At 71.0% G+C, this 19,220-nt stretch carries 19 protein-coding genes and 1 riboswitch; of the genes, 13 read left to right on the top strand and 6 right to left on the bottom strand.

Features of this window, described 5'->3' with window-relative positions; genetic code table 11:
• Positions 1–178: 178 nt before the first annotated feature.
• From ACFWBD_RS21375 to ACFWBD_RS21355, 5 genes are all read left to right on the top strand, one after another.
• The gene (locus ACFWBD_RS21375; protein ID WP_385668835.1) at positions 179–946 is read left to right on the top strand and encodes an enoyl-CoA hydratase/isomerase family protein; all 768 of its coding nucleotides are present in this window, start codon (positions 179–181) and stop codon (positions 944–946) included.
• Between the two features lie 288 nt (positions 947–1,234).
• Positions 1,235–1,738, top strand: coding sequence for an ATP-binding protein (locus ACFWBD_RS21370; RefSeq protein WP_057601615.1), 504 nt, complete (start codon positions 1,235–1,237; stop codon positions 1,736–1,738).
• 684 nt (positions 1,739–2,422) lie between these two features.
• On the top strand, positions 2,423–3,283 hold the full coding sequence (locus ACFWBD_RS21365) for a polysaccharide deacetylase family protein (RefSeq protein ID WP_385668833.1): 861 nt from the start codon (positions 2,423–2,425) through the stop codon (positions 3,281–3,283).
• The gene (locus tag ACFWBD_RS21360; RefSeq protein WP_385668831.1) at positions 3,283–4,476 is read left to right on the top strand and encodes a YncE family protein; all 1,194 of its coding nucleotides are present in this window, start codon (positions 3,283–3,285) and stop codon (positions 4,474–4,476) included. The genes ACFWBD_RS21365 and ACFWBD_RS21360 overlap by 1 nt, the downstream gene beginning before the upstream one ends.
• A 79-nt stretch (positions 4,477–4,555) precedes the next feature.
• A complete protein-coding gene (locus ACFWBD_RS21355; RefSeq protein WP_385668829.1) occupies positions 4,556–5,173 on the top strand; it encodes an ADP-ribosyltransferase in 618 nt (205 codons plus the stop codon).
• Here the strand turns inward: ACFWBD_RS21355 and ACFWBD_RS21350 are convergent.
• Entirely contained in the window at positions 5,130–5,828 is a 699-nt protein-coding gene (locus ACFWBD_RS21350; protein ID WP_385668826.1) for a GNAT family N-acetyltransferase, read from the bottom strand. The genes ACFWBD_RS21355 and ACFWBD_RS21350 overlap by 44 nt on opposite strands.
• Before the next feature lie 61 nt (positions 5,829–5,889).
• Here ACFWBD_RS21350 and ACFWBD_RS21345 point away from each other — a divergent pair, with 61 nt between their 5' ends.
• The 3 genes from ACFWBD_RS21345 to ACFWBD_RS21335 all read left to right on the top strand — a co-directional run bounded on the left by ACFWBD_RS21345 (position 5,890) and on the right by ACFWBD_RS21335 (position 8,063).
• Complete coding sequence (locus tag ACFWBD_RS21345) at positions 5,890–6,804, top strand: MerR family transcriptional regulator (protein WP_385668823.1); 915 nt, start codon at positions 5,890–5,892, stop codon at positions 6,802–6,804.
• Positions 6,805–6,866: 62 nt separating this feature from the next.
• A complete protein-coding gene (locus ACFWBD_RS21340) occupies positions 6,867–7,079 on the top strand; it encodes an EF-hand domain-containing protein (protein WP_351763777.1) in 213 nt (70 codons plus the stop codon).
• Positions 7,080–7,106: 27 nt separating this feature from the next.
• On the top strand, positions 7,107–8,063 hold the full coding sequence (locus ACFWBD_RS21335) for an NADPH-dependent F420 reductase (RefSeq protein ID WP_385668820.1): 957 nt from the start codon (positions 7,107–7,109) through the stop codon (positions 8,061–8,063).
• 7 nt (positions 8,064–8,070) lie between these two features.
• Here the strand turns inward: ACFWBD_RS21335 and ACFWBD_RS21330 are convergent, their stop codons facing one another.
• From ACFWBD_RS21330 to gcvT, 5 genes are all read right to left on the bottom strand, one after another.
• The gene (locus tag ACFWBD_RS21330) at positions 8,071–8,616 is read right to left on the bottom strand and encodes an MOSC domain-containing protein (protein ID WP_385668817.1); all 546 of its coding nucleotides are present in this window, start codon (positions 8,614–8,616) and stop codon (positions 8,071–8,073) included.
• Positions 8,617–8,632: 16 nt separating this feature from the next.
• The gene (locus ACFWBD_RS21325; protein WP_385668814.1) at positions 8,633–10,000 is read right to left on the bottom strand and encodes an L-serine ammonia-lyase; all 1,368 of its coding nucleotides are present in this window, start codon (positions 9,998–10,000) and stop codon (positions 8,633–8,635) included.
• Between the two features lie 75 nt (positions 10,001–10,075).
• Entirely contained in the window at positions 10,076–11,353 is a 1,278-nt protein-coding gene (gene glyA, locus ACFWBD_RS21320; RefSeq protein ID WP_385668811.1) for a serine hydroxymethyltransferase, read from the bottom strand.
• Between the two features lie 14 nt (positions 11,354–11,367).
• Positions 11,368–11,745 carry a glycine cleavage system protein GcvH gene (gene gcvH, locus ACFWBD_RS21315; protein ID WP_355708815.1) on the bottom strand — a complete coding sequence of 126 codons (378 nt, stop codon included), beginning with the start codon at positions 11,743–11,745 and terminating at the stop codon, positions 11,368–11,370.
• Between the two features lie 118 nt (positions 11,746–11,863).
• Positions 11,864–12,991, bottom strand: coding sequence for a glycine cleavage system aminomethyltransferase GcvT (gcvT, locus tag ACFWBD_RS21310; RefSeq protein ID WP_385668808.1), 1,128 nt, complete (start codon positions 12,989–12,991; stop codon positions 11,864–11,866).
• 151 nt (positions 12,992–13,142) lie between these two features.
• Positions 13,143–13,242, bottom strand: a riboswitch (glycine riboswitch).
• 173 nt (positions 13,243–13,415) lie between these two features.
• Between gcvT and ACFWBD_RS21305 the strand changes: the two genes are divergently transcribed.
• The 5 genes from ACFWBD_RS21305 to ACFWBD_RS21285 all read left to right on the top strand — a co-directional run bounded on the left by ACFWBD_RS21305 (position 13,416) and on the right by ACFWBD_RS21285 (position 19,200).
• Positions 13,416–14,105: an AAA family ATPase gene (locus ACFWBD_RS21305; protein WP_385668886.1), complete on the top strand. Its 690-nt coding sequence runs from the start codon at positions 13,416–13,418 to the stop codon at positions 14,103–14,105.
• Positions 14,106–14,183: 78 nt separating this feature from the next.
• A complete protein-coding gene (locus tag ACFWBD_RS21300) occupies positions 14,184–14,990 on the top strand; it encodes an enhanced serine sensitivity protein SseB (RefSeq protein WP_385668805.1) in 807 nt (268 codons plus the stop codon).
• Positions 14,991–15,204: 214 nt separating this feature from the next.
• Positions 15,205–15,960: an enhanced serine sensitivity protein SseB C-terminal domain-containing protein gene (locus tag ACFWBD_RS21295; RefSeq protein ID WP_385668883.1), complete on the top strand. Its 756-nt coding sequence runs from the start codon at positions 15,205–15,207 to the stop codon at positions 15,958–15,960.
• A 313-nt stretch (positions 15,961–16,273) separates the two neighbouring features.
• Positions 16,274–17,281, top strand: a complete 1,008-nt coding sequence (locus ACFWBD_RS21290; protein ID WP_385668802.1) for an ABC transporter permease — start codon at positions 16,274–16,276, stop codon at positions 17,279–17,281.
• Positions 17,282–17,400: 119 nt separating this feature from the next.
• Complete coding sequence (locus tag ACFWBD_RS21285) at positions 17,401–19,200, top strand: ABC transporter substrate-binding protein (RefSeq protein ID WP_385668799.1); 1,800 nt, start codon at positions 17,401–17,403, stop codon at positions 19,198–19,200.
• The last annotated feature ends 20 nt before the right edge of the window (positions 19,201–19,220 follow it).

Here is a 19,220-nt window from a genome sequence, read left to right as displayed (position 1 = left end):
CACCGGGCCCTTCGCCGTTCCCTCGCTCTGTTCCCTCCGGGATGTGACCGACCGCACCGATCCGCTCGCCGTTGGTCCCCGTGCTGTGCCTGCCTGGGGGGGGCGCCCCCCAGACTCCCGGCCCGATGTGACCGACCGCACCGATCCGCTCGCCGTTAGTCCCCGTTAACCTGCTGGCATGACCGTGAATCTCGAAGTCGCCGACGGCGTCGGCACGCTGCGTCTCGACCGTCCGCCCATGAACGCGCTGGACGTGGCCACCCAGGACCGGCTCAAGGAGCTCGCCGAGGAGGCGACCCGTCGCGACGACGTACGCGCGGTCGTCGTGTACGGCGGAGAGAAGGTGTTCGCGGCGGGCGCGGACATCAAGGAGATGCAGGAGATGGACCACACCGCGATGGTCCTGCGCGCCCGCGCCCTCCAGGACTCCTTCACGGCGGTGGCCCGCATCCCCAAACCCGTCGTCGCGGCGGTCACCGGCTACGCGCTGGGCGGCGGCTGCGAGCTCGCGCTGTGCGCGGACTTCAGGATCGCCGGGGACAACGCCAAGCTGGGCCAGCCGGAGATCCTGCTGGGGCTGATCCCCGGCGCCGGCGGCACCCAGCGCCTCTCCCGGCTGGTCGGCCCCTCCAAGGCGAAGGACCTGATCTTCACGGGCCGGATGGTGAAGGCCGACGAGGCGCTGACCCTGGGTCTGGTGGACCGGGTCGTCCCGGCCGCCGACGTGTACACGGAGGCGCACCGCTGGGCCGCGAAACTGGCGCAGGGTCCGGCGCTAGCGCTGCGCGCCGCGAAGGAGTCGATCGACACCGGTCTCGAGACCGACATCGAGACGGGTCTGACGGTCGAACGGAACTGGTTCGCGGGTCTGTTCGCCACCGCCGACCGCGAGATCGGCATGCGCAGCTTCGTCGAGGAGGGCCCGGGCAAGGCCAAGTTCCTGTGAGAGAGGTCTCCTTCGAACTCCCTGGAATCACTTGCAATTGACGGGGTGTCTGATCCCGGTCCCTCGATGGGGCGGTTTATGGGAACCTTAAGGCGACCTTAAGCCTGCCTTGCCGAGCGGCTCCGTCGAGCGCCTCGCGGCGCGTTGTCGCCGCAGGTCAGTCCTGGTTTGTCGGGCTTTGAACTGTCCCTGGCATATGCCTATCGATCCATCCGGAACGCTGTATTCCGGGGGGCGCATTCCGTCGGAACGGCCCCGGAGGCGACTTCGGGCGGCCATGATGGGGGCATGGCGGGGCTGGAGGGCATCGAACAGCCGCGGGGACCGGGCCGTGCGACCGCGGCGCGCTGGTCGCCTGCGGTCGAGGACGAACGGGCGTTGAAGGCGCTGGAGTTGTTCGGCAACCCGACGGACGGCGAGGTTCCGCTGCCGTCCCGCCCCGAGTCCGCCGCCACGGCCCGCCGGCTGGCCCAGGTCGTCGTCCTGCGCCAGTGGGGACTGACCCCCAAGATGACCGAGGACGCCGTCCTCCTCGTCTCCGAACTCGTCGGCAACGCCGTACGGCACACCGGCGCCCGGGTCTTCGGCCTGCGGATGCGGCGCCGGCGCGGCTGGATCCGGGTCGAGGTCCGTGATCCCTCCCGGGGGCTGCCCTGTCTGATGCCGGTCCAGGAACTGGACGTCAGCGGGCGGGGGCTGTTCCTCGTCGACAAACTCTCCGACCGGTGGGGCGTGGATCTGCTGCCCCGGGGCAAGACGACGTGGTTCGAGATGCGGGTCGCCGACCGCTAGCGCCTTTGCCTCCGGCGGTCGGCCGGGTGTGTGCGGGTGCGTTCCGGTGGCCGCCCCCCGGTGGCTGCCGCCCGGTGGCCGCCCCCGGGTCCCGGCTCTGGCCCTGGACGGGCGCCCGCTCTGGCCCTGGGCGGGTCCCGGCTCTGGCCCTGGGCTGGTCCCGGCTCTGGCCCTGGACGGGCGCCTGCTCGGGCCCTGGGCGGGTCCCGGCTCTGGCCCTGGGCGGGTCCCGGCTCTGGCCCTGGACGGGCGCCCGCTCGGGCCCTGGGCGGGTCCCGGCTCTGGCCCTGGACGGGCGCCTGCTCCGGCCCTGGGCGGGTCCCGGCTCTGGCCCTGGGCGGGCGCCTGCTCGGGCCCTGGACGGGTCCCGGCTCTGACCCTGGACGGGCGCCTGCTCCGGCCCTGGGCGGGTCCCGGCTCCGGCCCTGGACGGGCGCCCGCTCCGGCCCTGGACGGGCGCCTGCTCCGGCCCCCGACGGGCCTCGCCCTCGAACGCCGGACGGGCTGGGTGTGTCGCCCCCGGTCGGCAAGCCGGACGGGCCTCGTCCTCAAGCTCCCCCGGAGGGGGTGCCACCGGACGGGCTGGGTCCGGACGGGCCGGCTGTGGACGGGCCGGCTGTGGTGGCCTCCGGGCGGCGAGCCGGGTTGCGTCAATGGCCGGAAATGCCGCATATGCGGCCTTAAATGGTGCGGGTGACCACATCCGACCGTCGTTCCGTGCTGCGGGCGGGCACCGGGCTCGTCGCCGGGGGTGCGTTCGCGGCCGCGTGCTCGCCCTCCACGTCCTCTTCCGGCGCCGCCGCCCGGCACGCCTCCTCCTCCCCGGCCTCAGGCTCCCCGGCCCCAGCCTCGCCGGGCTCCGCCCCCGCCTCTTCGGGCACCGCTTCCCCCACCAGGGCCCCCGCCCGTCCCCTCGTCGCGCCCGCGCCCCGTGCCTTTCCCCGGCAGCCCGCTCAGATCAGTCACGGTCCGCTCGGTCGTTCCCGGGTCGCGCTCACGTTCCACGGTCAGGGGGAGCCCTCCGTCGCCCGGGCCCTGCTCGGCGAGGCCGAACGGCACGGCGCGCGGGTCACCGTGCTGGCCGTCGGGTCCTGGCTCGACGCACACCCCGACCTCGCCCGCCGGGTCCTCGACGGCGGCCACGACCTCGGCAACCACACCCAGCGCCACCTGGACATCAACGCCATGCCGAAGGCCGAGGCGGCGGCCGAGATCGCCGGGTGCGCCGAGCGGCTGCGCAGGCTCACCGGGTCCATCGGCACCTGGTTCCGGCCCTCCCGCGCCACCCGCGCCTCCCCGCTCGTGGAGACGCTGGCCCGCCGCGCCGGCTACCCGCACGTCCTCTCCTACGACGTCGACTCCCTCGACTTCACCTCGCCCGGTGCCGCCGCCGTCGCCCGCAACATCCTCGGCGAGATCCGGGACGGGTCCGTCGTGAGCCTGCACTTCGGGTACGCGGACACGGTCGCCGCACTCCCCGCCGTACTCGACGAACTCGACCGCCGCGGACTGCGCGCGGTCACCACCACGGAGCTGATCGGCTGATGCACCGCAACCTCGCGAAAAGCGCCCTGCTCGCAGGCGCCGCGCTCACCGTCCTCGCCGCCTGCGGCACCGGCACCGGGGGCGAGGCGGGCAAGGAGGGGCCGGGCGGCGCCACCAAGGCTGCCGTCCCCGCACCGGCGAAGAAGGCCAGGCCCCTCGTCGACGGTCTGCCCGGCATGCCGCCGGTGCTCGACCCGAAGGACGTCTACGCCGCCGACCGCCCCGGCAGACTCTCCCCGGTGGTCAAGGACTTCCCGTCCCGGGTCTACGTCCCCAACACCGAGTCCGACACCGTGTCCGTCATCGACCCGAAGACCTACGAGGTGATCGAGACCCTCCGGGTGGGGCGGCAGCCGCAGCACGTCGTCCCCTCCTGGGACATGAAGACGCTGTGGGTCAACAACAACAGGGGGCACACCCTCACCCCCATCGACCCGAAGACCGGCGAGGCGGGCAAGCCGGTCGAGGTGCACGACCCGTACAACCTCTACTTCACGCCCAACGGCAAGTACGCCGTCGTCATGGCCTCCATGGACCGCGAACTCGTCTTCCGCGACCCGCACACCATGAAGCGGATCAAGACGGAACCGGTCACCTGCTACGGCGTCAACCACGCCGACTTCTCCCTCGACGGGAGGTACTTCATCGTGTCCTGCGAGTTCAGCGGTGAGCTGCTCAAGGTGGACACCGAGAAGATGAAGGTCGTCGGACAGCAGAAGCTGCCCTACAAGGGCGCCATGCCGCAGGACGTGAAGGTCTCGCCCGACGGGAAGCGGTTCTACATCGCGGACATGATGGCCGACGGGATGTGGATCGTCGACGGCGACAGCTTCGGCAGGCCGGAGTTCCTGCACACCGGCAAGGGCTGCCACGGGCTGTACGTCGGCCGCGACTCCCGCGAGATGTACGTCTCCAACCGCGGCGAGGGCACGGTCTCCGTCTTCGACTTCCACGAGAACGCGCTCACCGAGAAGTGGCGCCTCCCGCACGGCGGCAGCCCCGACATGGGCGGCGTCTCGGCGGACGGCAAGGTGCTCTGGCTGTCCGGGCGGTACAACGCCGAGGTGTACGCCATCGACACCCGCACCGGAGAGCAGCTCGCCCGGATCAAGGTCGGCAGGGGCCCGCACGGCCTGGCCGTCTACCCGCAGCCGGGCCGCTACTCGCTCGGCCACACCGGCATCTTCCGCTAGGACGACACCGGTCGGTGACACGCCGCCGATCGGGTGATGATCCACGACTTGCCGTCGGGGAACCGACATCGTGCTGCGCATGATCACCACTCGCGTCCGGCGGCGGGTCGCCGCCGCCGTCCTCTCCCTGGGTGCCGTCCTCGCGACCACGGCGGCCGGGCCCGCCGCCGCGCCGGCCGAGGCTCCCCCGAAGGCGAGGACGAAGGCCGCCGCACCCGCCTGTCCCCAGTTCGACGACCCCGTCAAGGCCGCCGCCGACCGGCAGGTGGACGTCCCGCGCATCACTCCGGCACCGGTCTGGCGCAAGACCTGCGGCACGCTGTGGCGCAGCGACAACCGCGCCCCCGAGGTCGTCTTCGACGAGGGCTTCTACCCCAAGGACGTCGTCAACGGCCAGTACGACATCGAGAAGTACGTCCTGAACAACCAGGCCTCGCCGTACGTCTCCACGACCTACGACCACGACCTCTACAAGCGCTGGAAGTCCAACTACAACTACTACATCGACGCCCCGGGCGGCATCGACGTCAACCGGACCATCGGCGACACCCACAAGTACGCCGACCAGGCCGAGGTGGCCTTCCCGGGCGGCGTCGCCCGGCAGTACGTCCTCGGCGCGTGTCCCGTCGACAAGGCGACGAAGACCGAGGTGCTCAGCGGCTGTGTGAGCAACCTGCACTACGTACCGTGGCACTGACCGTCGCGCCACCCGTCCCCTGCCGGACGGTGAGCAGCGCCTCCGCCCCGACCGGCAGATAGCCCGCCGCCCGGAACGCCCGTGTGCTGCGGGCGTTCCCCGGCGAGATCTGCGCCCACACCGGCTCGCCCCCGCCCAGGTGCCGCGCCGCGCCCACCAGGGCCCGGCCCAGCCCCCGGTGCCGTACGCCCTCCTCGACCTCCACGGCGACCTCCAGCCGGCCCGCGACCCCGCGGCCCAGGACGAGCACGCCCCCCTCCGCGGCCCACACCCGCACCTCGTCGCGCCGCCTGCGCGAGCTGACCACCCGGGGATGCTCCGGGTCCTCGATCTCGGTGAGCGCGAGGGACGGCGGGCCCGGCAGCGGGGAGCCGACCACCAGCGCGTCGATCGTCTCCGCGACCCGGCCCGTACGGTCCAGCAGCGCCGTCAGGAACCGGGGGCTCATCGACGCGGCGAGGGCGTCGCAGTCGGCGGCGCGCAGCGTCTCGTAGACCCACTCCGGGTCCTCGTCGGTGAAGACCACCGAGTGCGCGGTGAAGGAGAGGACGCCCGCGTCGCGCGGTGAGGGCTGGGGGAGGACGGTCGTGCGGCCGTCGGGGGGAGGGAAGACACCGCGCGCGGCCGCGTCGAGAATGTCCCGCAGGTTCCCCACCGCACCGCTCCCCTTCGCGCTCCTTGAGTCTCCACCCACTGGAAGGCCCACACTCACACACATGATCGACGACGGCACCGGACTTCTCACCATCGGAGAGCTGGCCCGCTCCACCGGACTGACCGCGCGCACCATCCGCTACTGGTCCGACGAGGGCGTGCTGACCCCGGTGACCCGCTCGGCCGGCGGCTACCGCCTCTACGACGCGGAGTCCGCCGCCCGGCTCGAACTGATCCACACCCTGCGCGAGCTGGGCCTCGGCCTGGCCGATGTGCGCCGGGTGCTGGCCGGGGAGCGGACGGTCGCGGAGGTCGCGGCGGCGCACGTGGTGGCGCTGGACGCGCAGATCGGATCGCTGAGGGTGACCCGGGCCGTGCTGTCGTCCGTGGCGCGACGCGGTTCGACCCCGGAGGAGATGACCCTGATGAACAGACTGGCCCGGCTGTCGGCGGCCGAACGCAAGCGGCTCCTCGACGACTTCATGGCGGAGATCTTCGACGGTCTCGACACCGCCGACCCCGACATCCGCACCCGGCTGCGGTTCGCCGCGGCGGAGCTGCCGGACGATCCCGCTCCCGAGCAGGTGGACGCCTGGGTGGAGCTGGGCGAGCTGATCCAGGACCCGGAGTTCCGGGTCCTGATGCGGAAGATGGTCGAGTTCAACGCGGCGGACCGCGGGCCGGACGTCCCGGCGGGCACGTCCCTGTGGTTCATGAGCCGTCTCGTGCACCTCGGCGGCGAGGCGCTGCGGCAGGGTGTCGCTCCCGACGGCCCGGCGGCCGAGGAGATCCTGATGGGCCTGCTGGGCGACGCGGACCGGGCCGCCGTCCTGGACCGGCTGACCGCCGCCTCGAACGTACGGGTCGCCCGCTACCGCCGGTTGTCGGCGATCCTGAACGGCGTCGGAAGCCGGCCCTCGTACGACGAGGAGTTCTCCTGGGTGGTCGCCGCGCTCCGCGCTCACCAGGGCCGTTAATCTGACCTGCGTCAGTAGAACAGCGAGTATGACCGCAAGGCATGACGAAGAGGGGCGGATCGGTGGCCGACATCGAAGAAGCGCGCAAGCAGTTCCAGCGGATCGACACGGACGGGGACGGCTTCATCACCGCGGCCGAGTTCAAGACCGCCCTGGCCCAGGGGGGTGACTGGAACGTCACCGAGTCGGTCGCCGAGGTCATCATCAAGAGCCGCGACCTCGACGGTGACAAGCTCCTCTCGTTCGACGAGTTCTGGGCGCACCTGAACAAGTGAGACGAGCGGAAAGGGGGCGCCTCGCGGATGCGGGGCGCCCCTTCCTCATGTCCGGCGCCCTCTCCTCATGACCGGCCCTCGATGCGCACGGTCCGACGGCCGCCGTGCCGTTCCCGCGCCGGCGGCAGGTCGAAGCACTTGCCGGCCCGGTCACCGGTGAGGACGTACGCGGCCGGTGCCAGGTCGGCCCAGGACCGCGGAGAATCTCGTACGGATCGCCGCAGGGGCGGAATAGCCCGCCGCCGACCGGGGTTGGCCCCATCAGGTGCATGCGTGTGCATCGAACCTGAATCGACTCGGTCCCGGAAGGCAAGGCCTCTCATGAAGATCGGCATCATCGGCGCGGGCAACATCGGCGGCAACCTCACCCGGCGCCTCAGCGCGCTCGGCCACGACGTCTTCGTCGCGAACTCCCGCGGCCCGCAGACGCTCAAGGAACTCGCCGGCGAGACGGGGGCGACCCCCGTCACCGTCGAGGAGGCGGCGCGCGGTGCCGAGGTCGTGGTGATCACGATTCCGGTCAAGGCGGTCCCGAGCCTGCCGGCCGGCATCCTGGACGGCGCGGCCGACGGCGTGGCCGTCATCGACACCAACAACTACTACCCGCAGCAGCGTGACGGCCGGATCGCGGAGATCGAGGACGAGGGCCTCACCGAGAGCCGCTGGACGGAACGCCGTATCGGCCACCCCGTGATCAAGGCCTTCAACGGCACCTATGCCCAGGACATCCTGGACCGCCCGCTCGCCGCGGGCGACCCCGACCGCATCGCGCTCCCGGTGGCCGGCGACGACGAGGCGGCGAAGGCGAAGGTACGCGCCCTGATCGACGAGCTCGGCTTCGACACCGTCGACGCGGGCGGCATCGACGACTCCTGGCGCCAGCAGCCCGACACCCCCGTCTACGGACTGCGGGCCGGCACCGAGGCGGTCACCAGGGCCCTGGCCGAGGCGACCCCGGAACGCCCGGCGACCTTCCGAGGCTAGGCGGGTCCTAGACGATCCGCAGGGGGCGGTGCGGTCCGTCCGGCAGCTCGATCGTGATCGAGTCCCCGGGCCGCACCACACCCCCGCTGAGCACCACGCTCATGATTCCGGACCGGAAGGCCGGCCGGCCGTCCGGACCCCGCCCGACGACCTGCTTCATGAGGCCCTTGCGGAAGTCGTCGATCTGCTTGCAGGGATTGCGCAGGCCGGTCACCTCGACCACGGCCTGTCCGCCGAGCCGCAGCAGTGTCCCTACGGGCAGCCCGAGCAGGTCGATCCCGCGGGTGGTCACGTTCTCCCCGAGCTGCCCGGCGGCCACCTCGAACCCGGCCGTACGCACCTCCTCGAAGAGCTCCTCGTGTATGAGGTGCACCTGCCGCAGGTTCGGCTGCGAGGGGTCCTTCTCCATCCGGAACCGGTGCTTCACCGTGGTTCCGGCATGCACGTCCCCCGCCACCCCGAGCCCGGCGACCAGCGTGACGCTCTCCCGGTTGGGCTTGGTGAAGGAGTATGTGCCGCTGCTGCTGACAGCGCTGACGACGGACCTGCTCATATCGGGGGAAGCTCCCTCAGCACTCGATGATGTTCACGGCCAGCCCGCCCCGGGCGGTCTCCTTGTACTTGACGCTCATGTCCGCGCCGGTTTCCTTCATGGTCTTGATGACCTTGTCCAGGGACACCTTGTGCGAACCGTCGCCGCGCATCGCCATACGGGCCGCGGTGACCGCCTTCACCGAGGCCATGCCGTTGCGCTCGATGCACGGGATCTGGACCAGGCCGCCCACGGGGTCGCAGGTCAGGCCGAGGTTGTGCTCCATGCCGATCTCGGCCGCGTTCTCGACCTGCTCGGGGGAGCCGCCGAGGACCTCGGCGAGCGCGCCCGCCGCCATCGAGCAGGCCGAGCCGACCTCGCCCTGGCAGCCGACCTCGGCGCCGGAGATGGAGGCGTTCTCCTTGAAGAGCATGCCGATCGCGCCGGCCGCGAGCAGAAAGCGGACCACTCCGTCCTCGTCGGCTCCGGGCACGAAGTTCATGTAGTAGTGCAGCACCGCCGGGATGATGCCGGCCGCGCCGTTCGTGGGAGCGGTCACCACCCTGCCGCCGGCCGCGTTCTCCTCGTTCACCGCCATCGCGTACAGCGTGATCCACTCCATCGAGAGCGCCAACGGGTCGCCCTCCGCCCGGAGTTGACGTGCCGTCATGGCCGCCCGGCGGCGGACCCGCAGGCCACCCGGCAGAATGCCCTCGCGGGACATGCCCCGGGAGACGCAGGCCTGCATCGCCCGCCAGATCTCCAGCAGCCCGTCCCGGATCTCGTCCTCGGTGCGCCAGGCGCGCTCGTTCTCCAGCATCAGCGAGGAAATCGACAGGCCGGTCTCCTTCGCCAGGCGCAGCAGCTCGTCGCCTGTGCGGAAGGGGTACTTCAGGACCGTGTCGTCGAGCCTGATGCGGTCCGCGCCGACCGCGTCCTCGTCCACGACGAAGCCGCCGCCGACCGAGTAGTACGTCTTCGACAGCAGCTCGGCGCCCTGGGCGTCGTGGGCCCATATCGTCATGCCGTTGGCATGGTACGGGAGGGCCTTGCGGCGGTGCAGGACCAGGTCGTCGTCGAAGGAGAACGGGATCTCGTGCGAGTCCAGCAGCCGCAGCCGGCCGGAGTCCTTGATCTGCTCCACCCGGTCGTCCGCGCCCTCCACGTCCACCGTGCGCGGCGAGGAGCCCTCCAGGCCGAGCAGGACCGCCTTCGGCGTGCCGTGGCCGTGGCCCGTCGCGCCGAGCGAGCCGTACAGCTCGCAGCGCACCGAAGCGGTGGAGTCCAGCAGGCCCTCGCCCCGCAGCCGCCGGGCGAAGATGCGGGCCGCGCGCATCGGGCCGACCGTGTGGGAGCTGGACGGGCCGATACCGATCGAGAACAGGTCGAAGACCGAGATGGCCACGGGGACTCCTCAATACAGGGGTGGTGCGGGGTGCCGCCCACACCTCACAGTGTGCGCGGCACCCGGGAAAGGGAACTACTCGCTCAGACCGGGATACAGCGGGTGCCTGTCCGCCAGGGCCGTGACCCGGGCCTTCAGCGCCGCCGCGTCGGCCTTTGCGAACGGGGACGGCGCCTTCAGCGTCTCGGCGATCACGTCCGCGACCTCGGCGAAGTCCTCGGCGGTGAAGCCGCGGGTCGCGAGGGCGGGCGTGCCGATGCGGAGACCGGAGGTGACCATCGGCGGCCGCGGGTCGTTCGGGACCGCGTTGCGGTTGACCGTGATGCCGACCTCGTGGAGCCGGTCCTCGGCCTGCTGACCGTCCAGCTCCGACTCGCGCAGGTCGACCAGGATCAGGTGCACGTCGGTGCCGCCGGACAGGACGTTCACCCCGGCCGCGCGGGCGTCCGGCGCGGTCAGGCGCTCGGCGAGGATCCGCGCGCCCTCGACCGTGCGAGCCTGACGCTCCTTGAAGTCCTCACTCGCGGCGACCTTGAAGGAGACCGCCTTGGCCGCGATCACGTGCTCCAGGGGACCGCCCTGGAAGCCCGGGAAGACGGACGAGTTCAGCTTCTTCGCGAACTCCTTCTTGGCGAGGATGATGCCGCCGCGGGGGCCGCCCAGCGTCTTGTGGGTGGTGGACGTCACGACGTCGGCGTGCTCCACCGGGTTCGGGTGGAGACCGGCCGCCACCAGACCCGCGAAGTGCGCCATGTCGACCCACAGGAAGGCCTCGACCTCGTCCGCGATCCGCCGGAACTCCGCGAAGTCCAGCTGCCGCGGGTACGCCGACCAGCCCGCGATGATCACCTTCGGGCGGTGCTCCTTGGCGAGCCGCTCGACCTCGGCCATGTCGACCAGGCCGGCGTCGTCCACGTGGTAGGCGACCACGTCGAACTGCTTGCCGGAGAAGTTCAGCCGCATGCCGTGGGTCAGGTGACCGCCGTGCGCCAGGTCCAGGCCGAGGATCGTGTCGCCGGGCTGGGCCAGCGCGAACAGGGCCGCCTGGTTGGCCGAGGCACCCGAGTGGGGCTGGACGTTGGCGTACTCGGCGCCGAACAGCTCCTTGACCCGGTCGATCGCGATCTGCTCGGCCACGTCGACGTGCTCGCAGCCGCCGTAGTAGCGGCGGCCGGGGTAGCCCTCGGCGTACTTGTTGGTCAGGACCGAGCCCTGCGCCTCCATCACCGCGAGCGGAGCGAAGTTCTCCGAGGCGATCATCTCGAGCGTGGACTGCTGGCGGTTCAGCTCGGCGTCGACCGCGGCGGCGATCTCCGGGTCGAGCTCGTGCAGGGGCGTGTTCAGGACGGACATGCGACTACGACTCCTCAGCCGGCGGTGTAGGCGGTGTACTCGTCGGCGGTGAGCAGGTCGTCCTGCTCACCCGCCGTGCGTACCTTGAACAGCCATCCGCCCTCGAACGGGGCGGAGTTCACCAGCGCCGGGTCGTCGACGACGTCCTGGTTGACCTCGACGATCTCGCCGGAGACCGGCGCGTACAGCTCGCTGACCGACTTGGTCGACTCCAGCTCGCCGCAGGTCTCGCCCGCGGTCACCGTGACACCGACCTCGGGGAGCTGGACGAAGACCACGTCGCCGAGCGCGTTGGCCGCGTGCTCCGTGATGCCGACCGTCGAGACGCCGTCCTCGGCGACCGACAGCCACTCGTGCTCCTTGCTGTAGCGCAGCTGCTGGGGGTTGCTCATGGCTTGAATTCTCCTGTACGCGGGAGGGTGCTGGTGAATGGGGGACTGCTGTAAACGCACGTGAGCAGCGGAAATGTGCGCAGGGTCACGTGCGGGTGGGCGTCAACGCGCCCAGTGTCTACTTCTGGCGCTTGTAGAACGGCAGCGCCACGACCTCGTACGGCTCGTGGCTGCCTCGGATGTCCACGCCGACGCCCGTGGTCCCGGGCGCCGCGTGGGCGGCGTCGACGTACGCCATCGCGATCGGCTTGCCGAGGGTGGGGGAGGGGGCGCCCGAGGTGACCTCGCCGATCACCTCGCCGCCGGCGACCACGGCGAACCCGGCGCGCGGGACCCGGCGGCCCTCGGCGACCAGGCCCACGAGGACCCGCGGGGGCTGCGAGGCGGCGCGCCCGGCGGCCGCCTCCAGCGCCGTACGCCCGACGAAGTCGCCGTCCTTGTCGAACTTCACCACCCGGCCGAGTCCCGCGTCGAACGGGGTGAGGGAGGTGCTCAGCTCGTGCCCGTACAGCGGCATGCCCGCCTCCAGGCGGAGCGTGTCCCGGCAGGACAGACCGCAGGGCACCAGCCCGACGCCCTCGCCCGCCTTCGTCAGCGCCTGCCACAGCTCGACGGCGTGCTCCGGCCGCACGAACAGTTCGAAGCCGTCCTCGCCGGTGTAGCCGGTGCGCGCGATCAGCGCGGGGACGCCGGCGACGGTGCCGGGCAGGCCGGCGTAGTACTTCAGGCCGTCCAGGTCGGCGTCCGTGACGGCCGCGAGGATTGCGGGGGACTCGGGGCCCTGCACGGCGATCAGCGCGTAGGCGTCGCGGTCGTCGCGGACCTCCGCGTCGAAGCCCTCGGCGCGCTCGGTCAGCGCGTCCAGCACGACCTGCGCGTTGGAGGCGTTGGCCACCACCATGAACTCGGTCTCGGCGAGCCGGTAGACGATCAGGTCGTCCAGGATGCCGCCGTCCGCCCGGCAGATCATGGTGTAGCGGGCGCGGCCGGCCTTGACCGCCCCGATGTTGCCCACCAGGGCGAAGTCGAGGAGGGCGGCGGCCTGCGGGCCGGTGACGGTGATCTCGCCCATGTGCGAGAGGTCGAAGAGCCCGGCCCGCGTGCGGACGGCGTGGTGCTCGTCGCGCTCGGAGCCGTAGCGCAGGGGCATGTCCCAGCCGGCGAAGTCCGTCATCGTCGCGCCGAGCGCGCGATGCGCGGCGTCGAGGGCGGTGTGGCGTTGTTCGGTGGGGGCGTTGCTGCTCATCGGACGTTCGTCTCCCAAGGCATGACGGCGAGGTCTTTCCTCCCCATCTGTCATCGGAACCTGAGAGGTTCGTCGTGACCGCGCGAACGCCGGTCCCGACTTGCACCTTGGGTGGAGCCACTGGAGACAGCGGCCCGCTTTTCAGATGTGCCTCGCCCGCGCGGTAACGGGGCCTGAGAGATTCAAGGGAGGGACTTGCTCCTTCGGCGCCCCAGCGAAACTGCTGCTGAGGACTCTCCCGCGCGGATTCAAACGGCCGGTATGCAGTTGGCGCGGCCATCATTGCACGGCTCGCCCCGATCACGGCAGGCCGCATCTGTAACCGGCTTGTGTCGGTACGCGCACGAAAACGCCGGGCGCGGCGCATTACCTTCTCTTTACGCTCGGTGGGGATGAGGACACCATCTGACCCCAGGGGAGGACGATCACGGTGAACAGGACGACCAGGGCGAGGTCCACGGCATTCGCGACCGGCTCGGCGATCGCGCTGCCCGCGCAGCCCGTCGCCCCGGCCCGGGAGGGGTGCGGTCCGCAGCCGGCGCCCGTCGTCCGCGACCTGCGCGAGCGAGCCGGCCGCAGCCCGCACGGCCTGCTCTTCGGCCCCCGTGACCTGGTCGTGGTCACCGGCCTGCCGGGCAGCGGCAAGTCCACGCTCATGCGGCGGACCGTGCAGGGCAGCCGCGTGGACTCCCAGGACACCCGGGACCGCTGGGATGCCCGCGCCCCCCGCTTCCTGCCCTACGGCCTCTACCGCCCCCTCGTCCGGCTCGCCCACTACGCCGGACTGCGCCGGGCGCTGCGCGGCGGTGCGGGCGTCGTCGTGCACGACTGCGGTACGCAGGTCTGGGTCCGTGACTGGCTGGCCCGCGAGGCCCGCCGCCGCGGCGGCACCCTCCACCTGCTGCTGCTGGACGTCGGCGCGGACACGGCACTGGAGGGGCAGCGCGAGCGCGGCCGGGGCGTCTCCCGGTACGCGTTCCTGCGCCACCGCCATGCCGCCGCCCGACTGGTGCGCTCGGTGGAGAAGGGCCGGCTGCCCGACGGCTGCGGCTCGGCGGTGCTGCTCGACCGCGCGGCGGCCGACGCGCTGCGCCGGATCGGTTTCACGGGCTGAGGGCTCGGGTGCGGCCCCCGGCACCCGCTAGCCTTTCAGCCACAGCGAAGTGAGCGGTTCTCAGCAGGCGGTAGGCAGATGGAATTCCCCCCGGCGAACTTTCCGACGGACTTCTCCGCGGACTTTCCGGCGCAGGCACACCCCCATCCGCACGGCGGATGGCCCGGCAACGAGCTGGAGGAGGTGCTCTCCGTCTCCCTCGGCGTGCCGGGAGCCGGCGGCCGGATCGTCGAGGTGCTCGGGCGCAGCTTCGTCTGGGTGCCGCTGCCCGGCGGCGGCGGCCCGCGCAGCGGTCCCCTCGACCTGCCCACGATGGAGCTCGAGGGCCAGGTGTACGTGCCGGTCTTCAGCTCCGAGGAGCAGTTCCGGCAGGTCGTCGGCTCGCACATGTCGTTCACGATCGCGCCGGCCGTGGAGTTCGCCCGGGGGCTGCCCCCGCAGGTGGGCATCCTGGTCAACCCGGACGGCGTGGTCGGCGTCCCGCTGCCGCCGCCCGCGGTGGCCGAGCTCTGCCGGGCGGGCCGCACCTCGCTGGACGGCACCGCGGCCGGCGGCCGGGTCCGCCTCTACGAGCCCGACTGGCAGGACGACCCGATGGACTTCCTGGCCGCGGCCTCGGCGGAGTTCGAGGCCACGGGCGTGGTCCGCACGGCCCGCCGCTGCCTGGCCGCCATCGAGACGGCGGACCCGGTGATGTTCGTGGGCGTGGAACTCTCCCCGTGGGAGGGCGACCTGCGCGCCCTTCCCCTGGAGGCCCTCGGCAGGGCCCTGACGAGGGCGGCCGCCCCCTGGCCGGTCAACCTGGTCCTCCTGGACGTGGCCCAGGACCCGGTGGCCGACTGGATGCGGGAGCGGGTCCGCCCCTTCTACACGAGGGACCGGTGAACCCTCCTCAGGGGCGCGGGGCCGCACCCGTATGCGGCTCCGCCGCGGGGCGCGCCCGGCCACGCCCGATCGGCAGCCCGAAGATCACAGCAAGCACGAGCTCTCCATGGCCGGACCGGCGGAGCGCCTAAGCTGGGCTCCGACGCGGGGCAACTTCTCGAAGGGGCGATAAAAAGTGAGCGCTGGCACTGCCGCGACCGGCTCGGTCGAGCACATGCTGCGCCAGGTCACGCCCGGGCGCTACGACGCCTACGAGGCGCTCCTGCGCGCGCTCGCGACCCCCTCCTCCGGCCGGCTCTGGATGCTGCTGTGGCACGGCCAGGCCGGCTCCCCCGACGCCCAGTACGGAAACATGGAGGTCGACGGACACGGCTACGCCCCCTGCGTCACCTCCGCGCAGGAGCTCAGCGCGAGTGGCTGGAACAGGTCGTACGAGGTGGTCGAGGGGCTGGACGTGGCCCGCACCCTCTACCCCGACCACTACGGCCTCTGGCTGAACCCGCATGCCCCCGGCGGTGGCGTCGGCATCCCGTGGCTGGATCTGCGGCGTATCGCCACCGGCCTGGAGCGTCAGCCGGCCGGGCCGCTGCGGCTGTCCGAACCGGGCATCGAGATCCCGCAGTTCTACGCCCTGCTCGCGCAGAACGCCCACCGTACCCCGGCGGTCCGCGCGCTGCGCCGCGCCTGGGTGCAGCCGGCGCTGGGCGCGCCCTACCTGGCCATCGGGCTCGACGTGTACGACTCCTCCCCGCCGGCCGTGGACGCCGTACGGGCGATGATGCAGCAGTCCATCGGGGCCGTGCCGGACGGGCTGCCGGTGTCGACGGTGGCCATGACCGACGAGTACGACCCCGTCGTGATGTGGATGCGTGCCACCGCCCGGCCCTTCTACGACCGCGAGGCCCACGCTCCCGCTCCGGCCCAGGCTCCCGCCGGCGGCTACGGCTATCCGCCCACCGGACGTTACTGACGTCCGAAACCGGTCCTGCCGCGAGGTGGGGGCGGGATGTCTTCGCGCGTAGATGGCGACGATTGATACCGGTTTTGTCCGATCTGACCCAATAAGTCACTGTCCGGGGGCCGTTACCCGCCGTCCGGATAACGGAACCCCTCTACCCGGATCACGTTTACGCATCCATTCACTGCCAAGTCTGGCTACAGATCGCCAAACCGTTGAAGACTCCGGCGTCAGGGGACTTATCCCCTGCGTATTACGGACTGATCACGCCGCTACAGCGGCAAGTGCGGGCCGGCTACCGCCGGTTGAGAGGGGTCCCTGCCAGATGACGGCACCATTGCACGAGCCGACCGCGGAAGCGGCCCCGAGCGCGGCCGAGGAAGCGTCGGTCGCCACAAGCGGCGCCAAGGCCGTTCAGGGCCGTTCCCTGGGCCGGATCGCCTGGGAGCGCCTCAAGCGGGACAAGCTCGCCCTCACGGGCGGCGTCGTCGTGCTCGTCCTGGTCGTGGTCGCGCTCCTCGCGCCGGTCATCACCGGGCTCCTCGGGCAGGACCCGAACGAGTATCACGAGAACCTCATCGACCCGCTCTTCGGGACGCCCACGGGCTCCCTGGGCGGCGTCAGCGGCGACCACCTGCTCGGTGTCGAGCCGGTCAACGGCCGCGACATCTTCGCCCGCATCCTCTACGGCGCCCGGATCTCCCTGCTGGTCGGCTTCCTGTCGGCCGTGGTCGCCGTGATCCTCGGAACGGTGCTGGGCATCCTCGCCGGCTTCTTCGGCGGCTGGGTGGACTCCCTCGTCAGCCGGGTGATGGACGGTCTGCTCGCCTTCCCGCAGCTGCTGTTCATCATCGCGCTGGTCTCCGTCATGCCGAGCGACCTGCTCGGCCTCTCCGGTTCGAGCGTGCGTGTCTTCGTGATGATCCTGGTCATCGGCTTCTTCGGCTGGCCCTACATCGGACGCGTGGTGCGCGGCCAGACGCTCTCGCTGCGTGAGCGCGAGTACGTCGAGGCCGCCCGATCGCTGGGCGCGGGGCGGCTGTACATCCTGTTCAAGGAACTGCTGCCCAACCTGGTCGCCCCGATCGTCGTGTACACGACGATGATGATCCCCACCAACATCCTCACCGAGGCGGCGCTCAGCTTCCTGGGTGTCGGGGTGAAGCCGCCCACCGCCTCGTGGGGGCAGATGCTCTCGAGCGCGATCGACTACTACGAGTCGGACCCGATGTACATGGTGGTCCCGGGTGTGGCGATCTTCATCACCGTGCTCGCCTTCAACCTCTTCGGTGACGGCGTCCGGGACGCGCTGGACCCGAAGGCCTCCCGCTGATCCGCCCCGCCGGGGATCCGCGAACACAGCGAGCCGCAGAACCGCCGAACACACGGCGCCCCAACCGTCCCGTGGTCTTCACACGGGGTATCTCTCATCTATCCGGAGGATCCGAGATCGTGACTACCCAACGCACCTCAGGGCGGCGGAAGCAGGCGCTTGCCGCTACTGCCGCGGTCGCCGCGCTGCTGACCACGGCGGCGTGCGGCGGCGGTGGAGACGACGGCGACAAGGGCTCGAGCTCCGGTGCCGCCGGCTTCGACGCCGCGAACAACAAGGTCGCCCAGGCCTCTGCCGCCAAGAAGGGCGGCGAGCTGAAGTTCGGTGCCGCGCAGGATGCCGACTCGTGGGACACCACGCGTGGCTACTACGGCATGATGTGGAACTTCGCCCGCTACTACAGCCGTCAGCTCGTCACCAACAAGGCCGAGCCGGGCGCGGCGGGCGCCGAGGTCACTCCGGACCTCGCCACCGAGACCGCGAAGGTCACGGACGACGGCAAGACCTACACGTACACCCTGCGTGACGGCATCACGTGGGAGGACGGCAAGGCGATCACGTCGAAGGACGTGAAGTACGGCATCGAGCGCGTGTGGGCGCAGGACGTGCTGTCCGGCGGTCCGACGTACCTGAAGGACGTGCTGGACCCCAAGGGCGAGTACAAGGGCCCCTACAAGGACACGTCCGCGGACAAGCTGGGTCTGAAGGCGATCGACACGCCCGACGACAAGACCATCGTCTTCCACCTCCCGCAGGCCAACTCGGACTTCGAGGAGATGCTGGCCCTGGTCTCGGCCTCGCCGGTCCGCCAGGACCAGGACACGAAGGCCAAGTACGGCCTGAAGCCGTTCTCCTCGGGCCCGTACAAGTTCGAGTCGTACAGCCCGGGCAAGGACCTCAAGCTGGTCCGCAACACCTCGTGGAAGCAGGCCTCGGACCCGGTCCGCAAGGCCTACCCGGACACGATCAGCATCAAGTTCTTCTCGGACGCCAACCAGCTCGACCAGCGTCTGCTCAGCGGTGACCTGGACCTCGACCTGAACCAGACCGGCATGTCGCCGCAGGGCCGCACCACCGCCCTGAAGCAGCACAAGGGCAACCTGGACAACCCGGTCACCGGCTACGTCCGCTACGCGGTCTTCCCGCAGAGCGTCGCGCCGTTCAACAACATCGAGTGCCGCAAGGCCGTCATCCTCGGCGCCGACCACGTGTCGCTGCAGACCGCCCGCGGCGGTCCGGTCGCCGGTGGTGACATCGGCACCAACATGCTGCCGCCGTCCGTCCCGGGTGCCGAGGGCCAGAAGTACGACCCGTACGAGATCTCCGGCGCCAACAAGAGCGGCAACGAGGCCAAGGCCAAGGAGGCCCTGAAGGCCTGCGGTCAGCCGAACGGCTTCAAGACCACCATCGCGGTGCGTAACAACAAGCCGGTCGAGGTGGCCACCGCCCAGTCCCTCCAGGCGTCGCTGAAGAAGATCGGCATCACCGCCGAGATCGACCAGTACGACGGCTCGCAGACCGCCGGCATCATCGGTAGCCCCTCGAACGTGAAGAAGAAGGGCTACGGCATCATCATCATGGGCTGGGGTCCGGACTTCCCGTCCGTCCAGGGCTTCGGTCTGCCGCTGTGGAACAGCAAGTACATCTCCGAGAGCGGGAACAACAACTACGCGCTCATCAACGACAAGGCGATCGACGGCCTGTTCTCCTCGTACGTCACCACGCTGGACGACGCCGGCAAGACCAAGATCGCCACGGAGATCAACCACAAGGTGATGGAGGGCGCGTACTACCTGCCCTTCGTCTTCGAGCGGTTCCTCAACTGGCGCTCGGACAACCTGGCGAACGTCTACACCACCGACGGTTACAGCGGTCAGTACGACTTTGTGAACCTCGGTCTGAAGAACCCGAAGAAGTAGTCCCGGCACACCCGCCGAAC

It is taken from the genome of Streptomyces sp. NPDC060002, assembly GCF_042737245.1.
Lineage (GTDB): Bacteria > Actinomycetota > Actinomycetes > Streptomycetales > Streptomycetaceae > Streptomyces.
This window is presented reverse-complemented; position numbering and strand designations above follow the sequence as displayed.

What these genes read in the sequence shown, in the direction of transcription:
- ACFWBD_RS21300 (WP_385668805.1), top strand. Translation starts at nt 14,184, where the DNA reads ATGGAATTCCCCCCGGCGAACTTTCCGACGGACTTCTCCGCGGACTTT.
- ACFWBD_RS21355 (WP_385668829.1), top strand. Translation starts at nt 4,556, where the DNA reads ATGATCACCACTCGCGTCCGGCGGCGGGTCGCCGCCGCCGTCCTCTCC.
- ACFWBD_RS21330 (WP_385668817.1), bottom strand. Translation starts at nt 8,616, where the DNA reads ATGAGCAGGTCCGTCGTCAGCGCTGTCAGCAGCAGCGGCACATACTCC.
- gcvT (WP_385668808.1), bottom strand. Translation starts at nt 12,991, where the DNA reads ATGAGCAGCAACGCCCCCACCGAACAACGCCACACCGCCCTCGACGCC.
- ACFWBD_RS21365 (WP_385668833.1), top strand. Translation starts at nt 2,423, where the DNA reads ATGGTGCGGGTGACCACATCCGACCGTCGTTCCGTGCTGCGGGCGGGC.
- ACFWBD_RS21360 (WP_385668831.1), top strand. Translation starts at nt 3,283, where the DNA reads ATGCACCGCAACCTCGCGAAAAGCGCCCTGCTCGCAGGCGCCGCGCTC.
- glyA (WP_385668811.1), bottom strand. Translation starts at nt 11,353, where the DNA reads ATGTCCGTCCTGAACACGCCCCTGCACGAGCTCGACCCGGAGATCGCC.
- ACFWBD_RS21335 (WP_385668820.1), top strand. Translation starts at nt 7,107, where the DNA reads ATGCGGGGCGCCCCTTCCTCATGTCCGGCGCCCTCTCCTCATGACCGG.
- gcvH (WP_355708815.1), bottom strand. Translation starts at nt 11,745, where the DNA reads ATGAGCAACCCCCAGCAGCTGCGCTACAGCAAGGAGCACGAGTGGCTG.
- ACFWBD_RS21295 (WP_385668883.1), top strand. Translation starts at nt 15,205, where the DNA reads ATGCTGCGCCAGGTCACGCCCGGGCGCTACGACGCCTACGAGGCGCTC.
- ACFWBD_RS21375 (WP_385668835.1), top strand. Translation starts at nt 179, where the DNA reads ATGACCGTGAATCTCGAAGTCGCCGACGGCGTCGGCACGCTGCGTCTC.
- ACFWBD_RS21290 (WP_385668802.1), top strand. Translation starts at nt 16,274, where the DNA reads ATGACGGCACCATTGCACGAGCCGACCGCGGAAGCGGCCCCGAGCGCG.
- ACFWBD_RS21370 (WP_057601615.1), top strand. Translation starts at nt 1,235, where the DNA reads ATGGCGGGGCTGGAGGGCATCGAACAGCCGCGGGGACCGGGCCGTGCG.
- ACFWBD_RS21345 (WP_385668823.1), top strand. Translation starts at nt 5,890, where the DNA reads ATGATCGACGACGGCACCGGACTTCTCACCATCGGAGAGCTGGCCCGC.